Origin of the sequence: Chryseobacterium sp. RR2-3-20, from assembly GCF_017808115.1 — a bacterium.
GTDB classification, from domain to species: Bacteria; Bacteroidota; Bacteroidia; order Flavobacteriales; family Weeksellaceae; genus Chryseobacterium; species Chryseobacterium oryzae.
The window spans coordinates 20576-32349 of record NZ_JADQBD010000036.1 but is presented as its reverse complement, the minus strand read 5'-3'; the positions used below and the strand labels follow the sequence as shown (position 1 = coordinate 32349).

At 31.5% G+C, this 11774-nt stretch carries 13 protein-coding genes; 4 read left to right on the top strand and 9 right to left on the bottom strand.

Annotation, left to right across the window (positions count from 1 at the left end; translation table 11 throughout):
* Positions 1–432: 432 nt before the first annotated feature.
* Complete coding sequence (locus IV513_RS09605) at positions 433–603, bottom strand: lmo0937 family membrane protein (RefSeq protein WP_209390358.1); 171 nt, start codon at positions 601–603, stop codon at positions 433–435.
* A 421-nt stretch (positions 604–1024) separates the two neighbouring features.
* Between IV513_RS09605 and IV513_RS09600 the strand changes: the two genes are divergently transcribed.
* From IV513_RS09600 to IV513_RS09590, 3 genes are all read left to right on the top strand, one after another.
* Positions 1025–1612: a hypothetical protein gene (locus IV513_RS09600; RefSeq protein WP_209390357.1), complete on the top strand. Its 588-nt coding sequence runs from the start codon at positions 1025–1027 to the stop codon at positions 1610–1612.
* An 80-nt stretch (positions 1613–1692) separates the two neighbouring features.
* Positions 1693–2445 carry an SDR family oxidoreductase gene (locus tag IV513_RS09595; RefSeq protein WP_209390356.1) on the top strand — a complete coding sequence of 251 codons (753 nt, stop codon included), beginning with the start codon at positions 1693–1695 and terminating at the stop codon, positions 2443–2445.
* A gap of 33 nt (positions 2446–2478) precedes the next feature.
* On the top strand, positions 2479–2730 hold the full coding sequence (locus IV513_RS09590; RefSeq protein ID WP_317196413.1) for a SemiSWEET transporter: 252 nt from the start codon (positions 2479–2481) through the stop codon (positions 2728–2730).
* 287 nt (positions 2731–3017) lie between these two features.
* Here the strand turns inward: IV513_RS09590 and IV513_RS09585 are convergent, their stop codons facing one another.
* From IV513_RS09585 to IV513_RS09550, 8 genes are all read right to left on the bottom strand, one after another.
* Positions 3018–3434 carry a hypothetical protein gene (locus tag IV513_RS09585; RefSeq protein ID WP_209390354.1) on the bottom strand — a complete coding sequence of 139 codons (417 nt, stop codon included), beginning with the start codon at positions 3432–3434 and terminating at the stop codon, positions 3018–3020.
* A 143-nt stretch (positions 3435–3577) separates the two neighbouring features.
* Positions 3578–4867, bottom strand: coding sequence for a deoxyribodipyrimidine photo-lyase (locus tag IV513_RS09580; protein ID WP_209390353.1), 1290 nt, complete (start codon positions 4865–4867; stop codon positions 3578–3580).
* Entirely contained in the window at positions 4854–5546 is a 693-nt protein-coding gene (locus tag IV513_RS09575) for a lycopene cyclase domain-containing protein (RefSeq protein ID WP_209390352.1), read from the bottom strand. The genes IV513_RS09580 and IV513_RS09575 overlap by 14 nt, the downstream gene beginning before the upstream one ends.
* Positions 5547–6005, bottom strand: a complete 459-nt coding sequence (locus IV513_RS09570; RefSeq protein ID WP_209390351.1) for a sterol desaturase family protein — start codon at positions 6003–6005, stop codon at positions 5547–5549.
* A gap of 7 nt (positions 6006–6012) precedes the next feature.
* Entirely contained in the window at positions 6013–6474 is a 462-nt protein-coding gene (locus IV513_RS09565) for an SRPBCC family protein (RefSeq protein ID WP_209390350.1), read from the bottom strand.
* Positions 6475–6522: 48 nt separating this feature from the next.
* Positions 6523–7359, bottom strand: a complete 837-nt coding sequence (locus tag IV513_RS09560; protein WP_209390349.1) for a phytoene/squalene synthase family protein — start codon at positions 7357–7359, stop codon at positions 6523–6525.
* Between the two features lie 10 nt (positions 7360–7369).
* A complete protein-coding gene (locus IV513_RS09555) occupies positions 7370–8836 on the bottom strand; it encodes an NAD(P)/FAD-dependent oxidoreductase (RefSeq protein ID WP_209390348.1) in 1467 nt (488 codons plus the stop codon).
* A gap of 2 nt (positions 8837–8838) precedes the next feature.
* Positions 8839–9507 carry a MarR family winged helix-turn-helix transcriptional regulator gene (locus tag IV513_RS09550; RefSeq protein WP_209390347.1) on the bottom strand — a complete coding sequence of 223 codons (669 nt, stop codon included), beginning with the start codon at positions 9505–9507 and terminating at the stop codon, positions 8839–8841.
* A 179-nt stretch (positions 9508–9686) separates the two neighbouring features.
* Here IV513_RS09550 and IV513_RS09545 point away from each other — a divergent pair, with 179 nt between their 5' ends.
* Positions 9687–11483: a hypothetical protein gene (locus IV513_RS09545; RefSeq protein ID WP_209390346.1), complete on the top strand. Its 1797-nt coding sequence runs from the start codon at positions 9687–9689 to the stop codon at positions 11481–11483.
* The last annotated feature ends 291 nt before the right edge of the window (positions 11484–11774 follow it).

Below are 11774 nucleotides of genomic sequence, written 5' to 3'. Positions count from 1 at the left end.
AGTTGCTCCTCAGCATTGCTCACTTCCTCTTCCAATCAACCGCAAAATATTACGAATTATTTTTGACAAAAACACCAACTATTTTTGACCACATTACCTTTTTTATTAAATAATGTTGATATGTAAAATTACTGTTTAGTTAAGTAGAGAAACAGGGTTCTTGTCCTAGTTTGTCAGAACCCTGATATTCTACATGAAAACTGAATGATGAAAAGTTATATAAATGATTAGGTGTCTTATAATTCTGAGACAAATATAAATTGATACATTTTACAGAACAAACACTTGTGGTAAGCATTTATAAATATTAACATGAAAACTTTAAATGCTTGGTTTAACTGATTAAATATCAAGGTACTTACTTTTATACTTGAATTAAAAAAAGCTGAATCAATTTGATTCAACTTTGTATATTGTATGTTTGAAACTGATTTAATCTAGCGGTTTTCTTCCTGAAATAATATTGTATAAAACAACAATTACCGCTATTACCAATAGAACATGAATAAGATAATTGGTACTGATGCCCGGGATGATATTTAGAATTCCCAATAGCCATACCACTATGCAGATTACTGCAACTAACCATAATACACTTTTCATAATAATATTTTTTTAAAGTTTGATGTATTATGATACTAGCATATTTTATGCCTTTTTTTCTTATAAAAAAATTAAACCCCGCCAGATTGACGGGGTTTAATAAAAACACAAATGATGAAAAAAAAATTTCGTGGCGAAAGTAAGATTTTTTTTTAATTTATGAAAGTTAGAATTCGTTTATATACATATTTAATGGTATCAAAAGTAATAGGCCGTAAAAAAGAATGAGATTTGTTAGCTAAACAAAATTTTCGTGTTGTTTGGCAAGATTTATGATAGGGTAAAATACTTTTTAAGATGATAACAATACATGATTTTTATCTCTTTTTAAAAGAATTTGTAAAGTTGATATTGTAGTATTGATGGTTTATGCGTAAATTAAATACATATTTCAATATTTTTTTTAAAAACACAAATTTTAATGAAACCAAAGAAAGTTCCCGGAGTACCATCTCAGCTTAAAGGCAGTTCCCACGATACTGAAACAAAAAAATTCCTAGATAATTCAGAACTTTTGAATTCAGAGTTTCAAAGAATTCAAAAAAAATTTTTAGACATCAATAGCTGGTCAGAATATTTTGGAAAAGGATTGCCTAAGTTTGAATTGCATAACAGCGATGGAACTCCCGTACAAAGATCTCCCCAAATTGGAGATTATATAAAAATTCTACTGAATACCCATTCTCCTAAAAATTATATTTGGGTAAGAATTGATATGATAGATTATACAAACCCAGATTCTCTTATGATTCAGATAAGACCTTCTACCGTTCCGGGTCAGCAATTTGCAGGTCGTATAGTCCATTTTTTTTCGTCCACGAGCACTTCTACATTTATCCTCTCGAAAGGCAAGGATTATATTAAAGCAGCAGTTTACGGAAGAAATGAAGCGGCTAACAGTAATGCAAATTTCATCAATTCAATAAAAAATATATTTATATCGCTAAGCTCAAAATTGGGCAGTTCAAAAATTAACTGGAAGAATTTTACGGAAGGTATTTTGAAATAATAAGTACCACATTTTCCCTTTAACAGGGCTTTAAGCATGAATATTGCTTGTTCATTATTTAATTTAACCCAATCATAAATATGAACAAGCTACAGCTCTATGGAAAATCAGTTCTCATTAGCGGTGCAAATAGTGGCATAGGAAAATCTGTTGCTTTACTTTTTGCCAATGAAGGAGCAAATATTGCCATCATCTATAACAGTGATGATGAAGAATCTGAAGAGACGAAAAATGAAATTCTGTCTTTAGGGAGAAAATGCATTATTGTGAAAGGTGATGTTAATGATAATGAATTCTGTGAAGCGACAGCTAAATATATATCTGAAAAATTAAACGGTATAGATGTCCTCATTAATAATGCAGGAACACAATTTCCATGTAGTGATATTTCAGATTTAAAGGAGAAAAATGTAAGAAAAACCTTTGATACTAATATTATTGGGATGATTCTTCTTACAAAAGCTGTTTTTCCTTATTTGAATACTGGTGCTTGTGTAATCAACACAACTTCTGCTACCGCTTATCAGGGGCATGAGGAGCTTTTAGATTATTCTGCTACCAAAGGAGCCGTAGTTTCATTTACAAGATCTTTGGCATTGCAGTCTAAGCATAAAAATATTAGGGTAAATGCAGTGGCTCCCGGACCTGTTACTACACCGCTTACAAAAGAAACATTTGGAGATGAAAAGGAAAATACAGATAAACCTCCGTTCGAAAGAAATGCAAGTACAGAAGAAATAGCATCAGTATACTTATTTTTATCAACCCCTTCTTCAGCTCAGATTACAGGGCAGGTTTTGCATCCTAATGGTGGAATTATTATTAATGGTTAAAAAAATTGATGATGAGTGTAGAAATTAGGCTTAATTGCAGGAACTCTCACTTCGGTGGTGTCAATGCCTCAACTGATTAAAGTTATTAAAACTAAAAACGTGGAAGATCTTTCATTACTGATGTTGGTTATTTTAATTTGTGGGCTATCACTTTGGGTTGGCTATGGTTTTCTTCAGGATGAACTTCCTATAATACTGTCGAATGCTTTTGCAGTGTTGATTAATGTTTGTCTGCTGATATTTTATTTTAGATTTAAAAAAAATAACAAAACACGTTTAATATGATTTCACTCATAAAATATGTATTATAAATCTAATAGTTTTGAAGGTATAGATTACACCATAATATTTGTACATATCTATGTTTTTAACTCAAGTTTAGACTGTCTGATTTTATCAGGCAGTTTTTTTTATGTCATAATATTTAATCATAACAGTAAAACTAAAAGGGGAGTATAGAAAGTTTTTGTTGAGAATCTTACTATTCCGTAATAAAAAAAATCTCCGACAATAATAAAAATTGCCGGAGTATCATGAATATATATAATTTGATTGGTCTTAATACGCAGTCGTTAAACTGCTGCTTTTGGATAAAGGTTACTAAAAATAGAATTAGTTTCTTTCCCAAAAAGGCAAGAGAAAATATTTTGAAATTCATGGATATATTTGCATTTAATAGCATTTCCATAAATTTTCAAACCTTCAATTACTTTTTTAGATCTTAAATCTATATCATACTTAATAAAAGACTCAGGTCTTTCGTATCTAATTTGATGCATGGAAGTGTAGGTCTTGGCAAAACCAAACCTCTCTAGCCAATCTTCCGTAATTTTTATAGGTTTAATTTCATCTGCCGGAAGAGATATAGCATGCTCTTCATTTTCAATTCTTACAAAATAATTATCATTATTCTGAAAAATTTCAACGATATTAAAAATCTCATCGTTGTATTCAACTAAATTTTTAATTTTTAAATCTGTAACTTTCATAATATTTATGGTGTATGGCGTTAATACTTATCTAAAACTGTATTTACAAATACTATGCCCGACATGATTAAAAATTGCCTTTCAATACTGTTTTTTCAAATTTTTTTAATATTTTACTAAAAACAATAAATTCTGTAGCCCAATTATTCTTTAACAGCTTTTTTATAAATTTCTAAAGCTCTTTCTCTTGCCAATTTGTGTTCTACAATAGGACTGATTTCTAAGTCTTTTTCTGAAAGCCATGTATTGACATATACTTCATCTCCATCAAATTTTTTTGCCTGTTCGTAAGGATTAAAAATTCTGAAATAAGGAGCTGCATCACAACCGCAACCAGCCGCCCACTGCCAGTTTCCGTTGTTGGAAGAAAGTTCGTAGTCTAAGAGTTTTTCTGCGAAATAGGCTTCTCCCCATCGCCAGTCAATCAGAAGATGTTTGGTGAGAAAACTGGCGGTAACCATTCGGATTCTGTTATGCATAAAGCCGGTTTCGTTGAGTTGTTTCATCCCCGCATCTACAAGTGGATAACCGGTTTTTCCTTCGCACCAGAGTTTGAATTCTTTTTCATTGTTTCTCCAATTTATTTTTTCATATTTTTCCTTAAAACAGCGGGTGATAACTTTTGGAAAATGATAGAGAATCTGCATGAAAAACTCTCTCCAAATAAGTTCGTTCAGCCAAATTTCGTTGTGCTGTAGAGCAAATTCAACGCATTTTCTTACAGAAATAGTTCCAAATCTGAGTGCTACACCCAATTTTGTAGTATCATCCAGACCGGGAAAATCTCTGATTTTATCATAAGATTCTATTTTTTTCTTGTTTAAAACTGGTTTTTGAAATGTATATTCTGTTTTTTTGAACCCAATATCTTCTAAACTATGAATTGTATTGAATTTTTGAGGTTGAAAATTTTTAAAATTATTGTTTGAAGCTTTAATTTCATTTTTTTTCAGCAGCAATTTCCATTTTTTGGAATAAGGAGTAAAAACAGTGTATGGCAGTCCGTTTTCTTTTACAACATCATTTTTTTCGAAAATTACCTGATCTTTAAAATCATTGAAAAGAATATTGCCGTCATTCAATAGCTGAGCTATTTTTTGATCTCTCTTAATAGCATATGGTTCATAATCACGATTACAGAAAACGGTATCAACTTCATATTCTTTGATGATTTTTTTAAAAATATCTTGGGGTTTTCCGAGATAAGTTTTCAGAGTACTTCCATATTTTTTCAATTCATCATTAATCAGTTCTAAAGCCTGATGTATGTAATTTAGCCTTTTGTCTTCCTTGTTTTCTAACTGACTGAGAATTTCGGTGTCGAAAATGAATATGGGTAACACTTTTCGTTCTGAATGTAAGGCTTCACTCAATCCTGTATTATCTTCAAGCCGAAGATCTCTTCTGAACCAGAAAATATTAATTTTGCTCATCTCTTTTAAATTTTCGAAAGAAAAATAAGTTCCATAAAATCATTTCGTAGCCGTAAACAGCATCTTCAACAGGAATGGTAAGCATTCTGAAACCCATAAAATCTTTAGGATTATAATTAACGATAGGAGTGTCTAAACCTGTTCCCGTAAGAATTCCATTTACTGCAAAGAATCCGGGCATCAGAATAAAATAAATAAAGGATGCTTTACCAATCCAACGTACTTTTAATATGAAAAATAAAATAAAAAGTGTAGCGGCTGTAGTTATAAAAGTTACCAATGAGTATATTTTGTCTCTGAAAATAATTGCCAGAATAATGCAAGTAATTATAGAGAAAACTACAAGAAATTTTTCAGCGTTTTTGTTCCAGTCTAATCTGAAAAAAAGATCCAGACAGTAATAGGTAAAAATGCATGAAAAAGGAATACAGATAAAAAAAAGCAATTCTTCTATCGGTAATCCTAAAATTCTGATTCCGATGAGATAACGGTCATTAAACCACCAAACTCCATGAGCGGTAAACCAAATATCCCAGGCAATAAAAAACACTGCAACAACGATTGATGCTGATAAAAAAGCCTTAAAATGTCTGTTGAATTTTATTTTAGGATGAAATGAAAAAATAAAACAGATAATTACCGCAAAAAAATTAACTGCGAGATAGGTATAATGCGACATTTATGCTTTAGTTTTATTAAAAAACATTCTGAAATATTTTATTGGAACCCACAGAAATCCAAAACACTCGCCATGTTCTTTATGTGTATGTTTATGATGTTGCTTGTGTCCTCTTCTAATAGCAAGCAAATAGGGGTTTTTGGTATTTTTGAGAATTTTAAATCTTTGATGAATAAAGATATCATGCACAAAAAAATAAGCCATTCCGTACAGTGTAATTCCTATAGCTATATAAAAATAGGCGTTAAAATTTTTGATGGTTCCATAATACATCAAAGCAATGGTAGGAATTGCGAATATGGCAAAAAAATAATCATTTCTTTCCATTTTACCTTCATTGCTGTGGTCGTGATGATCTCTGTGAAGTGTCCACAAAAATCCGTGCATAACGTATTTATGAATTAGCCATGTGATGCCTTCCATCAGGAAAAATGTAATAAGAATAACTAGAAAATTCATATAATATCTATTTATGATTAAACATTTTATCTAAAACTTGTGTTCGGTAATCGAAAATATGTTTCAATTTCTTCTTAACAAATAATACATGAGCTATTTCTCCAAGAAATCCTAAGGGAAGTTCGTAATCTACCGTATCTTTCATGAGAACTCCATTTTCATTTTCGATGAATTCATGGTGGTGGTTCCAAAGTTTATAAGGTCCTTTTTCCTGAAAGTCTGTAAAACTTTTCCGGTTATTTACTTTTATAATTTTGGTTTGCCAAGACATTTTAATATTCAGCAAAGGAGAAACGTAATAATCAATGATCATTCCTTCGTAAATAGCATCATCCGAAAGCTTTGTTCTCACAATAAAGTTCATTTCTTTCGGAGTAATTTTAGAAAGATTATTTGCAGATGAGAAAAACTTCCACGCTTCATCGATGGTACAATTTAGCTGTTGTTCTCGATATAATTGATGAATCATTTTTTTTTGAATTTTAAAATTTTAGGATATTATTTTCCATTATTAATTTTACAGCAACGACATTTTGTATTGTACATAACTGCTCATCATTAAAGAAAATTTTCTACCGTTGGAGATTCTTATCCTTTGATTGATTATTTTATTAGCTGAAGTTTTTTTAATTTTTTTAAACAAAGAAATATAATAGCGATATGCAAGATAAACTCCGAATTTTGATGATGTAGGAAGTTTTTTTATTCCTTCCAAAGCTTCTTTAAATTCGTCGTAAATTTCCTTTTCTATTTGATTTTTTACAATATTATCGAAGTAAGAAATATCTACATTCGGAAAATAGCATCTTCCAAGAACATGATAATCATCTTTCATATCTCGTAAAAAATTAACTTTCTGAAAAGCAGAACCAAGCTTCATGGCGAATGGTTTCAATGTTGAGAAAAGTTCTTTGTCGCCGTTTACAAAAATGTGCAGACACATGAGTCCTACCACTTCAGCAGAACCCAAAATATATTCTTTATAAAGTTCAGAATCATAATCGATCTTTTGGAGATCCATTTCCATGCTTTTAAGAAACTGATTGATGAGTTGTACATCAATATTATACCTATGTACGGTTTGCTGGAAGCATTGTAAAATAGGATTAAGCGAAATTTTTTCCGTTAAAGCCTGATCGGTCTGTTCACGAAATCTTTTTAAAAGGGTAGAGCGGTCGTAACCGTGAAAACTGTCAACAATTTCATCGGCAAGTCTTACGTAGCCGTATATTGCATATACAGAATTACGAATGTTGGGAGAAAGTGCCAAAATACCAAGAGAAAAACTCGTGCTGTATTGCCTGGTGGTTTGTTTACTAATCTTATAAGAAAGTTCATCGAAAAGTTTTTTCATAATATTTTGTTTATTTGGAGGCTTCTGTTGCTGCAATTTTCCCTGAAATTATAGAGGGCGGCACACCCGGTCCCGGAACGGTTAACTGCCCTGTATAAAAAAGGTTTTTAATTTTTTTATTTCTTAAAGATGGCTTTAAAACTGCTGTCTGGTTTAATGTATTCGCCAAACCATAGGCATTACCTTCATAAGCATGATAATCTTCTTTAAAGTTTTGAATGCAGTAGCTTCTTTTATATTCTATCTTTTCAGAAATATTGGTGGTTTTGGTGTGTTTTTCAAGTCTTGAAATCATTTCTTCAAAATATTTTTCCCTCATTTCTTCGCTGTCGGTAATTCCTGTAGCAATAGGCATGAGGAGAAATATATTTTCGCAGTTTTCTGGGGCCACATTTTTATCTGTTTTAGATGGACAACATGCATAAAAAAGAGGTTTTGTAGGCCATTTCTTGTCGGTATAAATTTCTGCAGTATGAAGATCAAGATCATGCTCAAAAAATAGAGTGTGATGTTTTAAGTTGGAGATTTTTTCTTTAAATCCTAAATAAAAAATAAGACATGATGGAGCAAAAGTTTTATTTTTCCAATATTCCTCATTATAATTTCTATATTTTTCCGGAATTAATTTCTGTTCTGTATGATGGTAATCGGAAGAAGCGATAACGGTATCGAAAACAATTTCTTCATCATTTACAGTAATAGAACATACCTTAGAATTACTTACATTAATTTTTTCTACGGCTGCATTAAGATGAATTTTTACGCCATTTTCAAGGCAAATTTCTTTCATTGCTTCAATCACTTTGTAAAATCCGCCCATAGGATACCAAGTACCAAGTTTGTAACCGCCGTAGTTCATTAAGCTGTAGAGTGCGGGGATATCTTTTGGAGCGGCACCGAGAAAAATTACCGGAAATTCCATTAGCATTATTAATTTCGGATGAGCGAAATACTTTCTTACAAAACGATGAAAATTAGAAAGTAAATCTAATTTTAGAGCACTTTTGGCAATCTTTGGTGATACAAATTCCAGCCAAGAATGGCAGGGTTTAATCACAAAATCTTTCATCCCCACTTCATATTTATATTGAGCATCTTTCATGAAATCATCCAGCTTTTTTCCAGCTCCCGATTCTGTTTCTTCAAAAAGATTTCTCATTTCCGGATAAGATTGTGGAAGTGACATATTTCCATCTTCAAAAACCATTTCAAACTGAGGATCTAAAGAAATAAGTTCATAGTAATCTGAACTTTTTCTGTCGAAGTCATTAAAAAAATCTTCAATAATATCGGGCATCCAATACCAGCTTGGTCCCATATCGAATACATAGCCGTTATCTGTAGAAAACTGTCTTGCACGTCCTCCAATGCTGTCGTTTTTTTCAAAAATATGAACTTCATGACCGTTTTTTGCCGAGTATGCTGCAGCAGAAAGTCCTGAAAATCCTGAGCCGATAATTGCTATTTTTTTAGACATAATTAATTATTATTGAATGAATACTCAGAATAAACAGTTTCTATTAAGTTTTTAGTGTCAATATTTCTGCCAAAAATTTCAGAATGAAAATGATCGAGTTTATTAAGCAACCTAATTAGTTCATTTTTTTCTGAGTTGGTGAGATTTCCGCTTACAATTCTGGTTGCTTTGCGGATGTTGTTCATTTGTTTTTCGAGAACATCCAGACCTTTTTGGGTTATGCTGATTATTTTAGTTCTTTTATCAATATCAGAATCTTTCTGTTCTACCCATTTTTGATTAATCAGTCTGTTGATGGTGAGAATTCCGACTGGTTTTTCCTGAACATTTCTTTTGATAAGTTCTGTTTTAGACATTTCTCCGAAAGATTTTAGATTTATGAGATAAATGAATTCTTCCTGTGTAGAAAATTCAGAATCGAAAATAGCAGATTTGGAGTACGTTTTTGCGTATCTGTTGAGATGTACCAATAAAGTGCTTATCGCACTTTCTGCACTTCTTCCGTTTTCTTTTCCGTCCCAATAAATAGTGTTATCACTTGTGGTGGCTGAATGGTTATCGGAAATCCAACTTTTAAAACCTTCAATATCTGCGGTGTAAAGATTGTTTTTATTTTCAGAATCAAACTTTTCAAGCAGATGAATAACATCTTTCGTCAATTTGTAATTCATAATTCTATTAATTGTTTACAAATATATCAAAATAATCAAATAAAAGTGTATTTATAAACTTAATTTGTTCTTGAAATTATTTATTGCATAATTTATTTAATCGTTGTAGCTTTGTAAACGGTTTTAGGTTTCAGATCAATCAGCTTCATAGAATTATGATGCAAATTTTATATATAAAAATGATCAACAAACCTTTACATACATTTCATATCCCGGTAATGGGATTGGCTTATACGATAGACAGCCCAATTCGGGTAGCTCAATACGGAATTTCTTCAGTTGTATCTATTATTGATGATGATATCATCGAGAAGATGAAAAATTTCTATAACTCAAAATTCAATTTAAATTATCAGGAAATATCCAAAAAAACGGAAGATTACCGCGCGAAGAGAATTACAGATTATCTTGATATGATGGATGATGTTGTAACCAAAAAGTTTGATTCTTTTAAAGAAGAGATTTCTAAAAGTAAGGAGTCTTTACAAAATTTCCTGTCGATTATTCCTCAATATTCGGATATGAAAAAAGGGTTGACGGAAATTCTTAATCAGGGAGATTTCATAAGTTCTAAAATAAAAAGTTTTTTGGAAAGTAATTTTTCTCCCGGAAGTATTGATGTTAATATTATGACTAAAGTTGATAAAGATAATTATAAAAATCAACAGCAGCTTCCGGTAATTTTCAATGATGCACATTCTTCTCTAAGAGGTTTTGCCAACAGCAAATTATCTTCGTCACTGGTGCTTTCAGCAGGCATGAATCCTCGATTATACAGTTATATTGAAGAGTTTGAAGATTTTTATCCTGATGCCCAAAATTCTATTAAAAAGAAAATAATTCTTAAAGTAAGCGATTTCCGCTCGGCGATGGTTCAGGGGAATTTTCTGGCAAAGAAAGGTCTTTGGGTTTCAGAATACAGAATAGAGTCTGGTTTAAACTGTGGCGGTCATGCATTTGCAACCGAAGGTTTATTGCTTGGTCCTATTTTGGAAGAGTTTAAGGCAAAAAAAGAGGAACTGATTTCTTCTGCTCACAGTCTAATGATAAAAGCACTTGAACAGAAAAATAGACTTATCCCTTTGCAGCCGCTTGATCTGAATATTACGGTTCAGGGTGGAGTAGGAACTGCTGAAGAACACGACTTTTTACTCGATAATTTCGAAATCAGCAGTGTAGGTTGGGGTTCTCCTTTTCTTTTGGTTCCTGAAGCCACCTGTGTGGATAAAGAAACTCGAAAACTTTTGGCAGATTCTAAAGAAAATGATTATTTCCTGAGTAATATTTCTCCTCTTGGCGTACCTTTCAATACCGTAAAAGGAACATCCAACGAAATTTTAAGAAGACAAAAAGAACAACGAAACAGATTGGGAAGTTCTTGTCCCAAGAAATTACTGGCTCTGAGCAAAGAATATTCTCTGGAAGGAACTTGTACGGCATCAAAAAAATATCAGCAAATCAAAATCGAGGAGCTTGAATCTCAAAAAGAAACACTCTGCGAAAAGGAATTCGAAAAAAAGAAAAATGAGATTACAGAAAAAGCGTGTCTTTGTGTAGGACTCGTTAATTCTGCATATATGGATAATGATATTGAGATAAAAGGAGAAAAACAGGGTGTTGTGATTTGTCCGGGTCCCAATTTAGCCTATTTCGATAAAGAAGCTACGCTTCCTGAGATGATTGAGCATATTTACGGAAGCAAAAATTTGCTTTCTACTCAAAACAGACCGAATATGTTTATTAATGAACTGAAAATGTACATCAGTCATTTACAGAAAGAAGTTTCTTCTTTGCATCAGCCAACTGCTTCTCAGATTAAAAAATGGAATGCTTTTAAAGCCAATATTCTGGAAGGAATTAATTTTTACAAAAATCTTTTCCAAAGGACTTCTTATTTTTCCGGAACTAGGGAGAATACCATACGTCTTTTAGATAATTATGAAGCCGAAGTAAGTGAAATCACTATAAAAATTTAATACAAACTAAAAGCTGCTGACAAATATTAGCAGCTTTTTTCTTTTCCAGCTTTCCTTTTGTTTCTTTTTTATTGGGAAATTAACATTTTTCAAGTTAAACAGTATTTTAATTTAAATATAATTTGCGTTAAATTTATAATAAGAATATTCAAAATATAATGAAGAAAACATGAGATTTAATTTTTTCGCTTCTGAATAAATTTGCCATAAAATTTGAGTAGTGTGAATTATTTTAATTGATAATCAATATATATCCATCTATTATTCGTATTTAAAAAGCGTTTTATTAAA

What these genes read in the sequence shown, in the direction of transcription:
- IV513_RS09605 (WP_209390358.1), bottom strand. Translation starts at nt 603, where the DNA reads ATGAAAAGTGTATTATGGTTAGTTGCAGTAATCTGCATAGTGGTATGG.
- IV513_RS09600 (WP_209390357.1), top strand. Translation starts at nt 1,025, where the DNA reads ATGAAACCAAAGAAAGTTCCCGGAGTACCATCTCAGCTTAAAGGCAGT.
- IV513_RS09595 (WP_209390356.1), top strand. Translation starts at nt 1,693, where the DNA reads ATGAACAAGCTACAGCTCTATGGAAAATCAGTTCTCATTAGCGGTGCA.
- IV513_RS09585 (WP_209390354.1), bottom strand. Translation starts at nt 3,434, where the DNA reads ATGAAAGTTACAGATTTAAAAATTAAAAATTTAGTTGAATACAACGAT.
- IV513_RS09580 (WP_209390353.1), bottom strand. Translation starts at nt 4,867, where the DNA reads ATGAGCAAAATTAATATTTTCTGGTTCAGAAGAGATCTTCGGCTTGAA.
- IV513_RS09575 (WP_209390352.1), bottom strand. Translation starts at nt 5,546, where the DNA reads ATGTCGCATTATACCTATCTCGCAGTTAATTTTTTTGCGGTAATTATC.
- IV513_RS09570 (WP_209390351.1), bottom strand. Translation starts at nt 6,005, where the DNA reads ATGAATTTTCTAGTTATTCTTATTACATTTTTCCTGATGGAAGGCATC.
- IV513_RS09565 (WP_209390350.1), bottom strand. Translation starts at nt 6,474, where the DNA reads ATGATTCATCAATTATATCGAGAACAACAGCTAAATTGTACCATCGAT.
- IV513_RS09560 (WP_209390349.1), bottom strand. Translation starts at nt 7,359, where the DNA reads ATGAAAAAACTTTTCGATGAACTTTCTTATAAGATTAGTAAACAAACC.
- IV513_RS09555 (WP_209390348.1), bottom strand. Translation starts at nt 8,836, where the DNA reads ATGTCTAAAAAAATAGCAATTATCGGCTCAGGATTTTCAGGACTTTCT.
- IV513_RS09550 (WP_209390347.1), bottom strand. Translation starts at nt 9,507, where the DNA reads ATGAATTACAAATTGACGAAAGATGTTATTCATCTGCTTGAAAAGTTT.
- IV513_RS09545 (WP_209390346.1), top strand. Translation starts at nt 9,687, where the DNA reads ATGATCAACAAACCTTTACATACATTTCATATCCCGGTAATGGGATTG.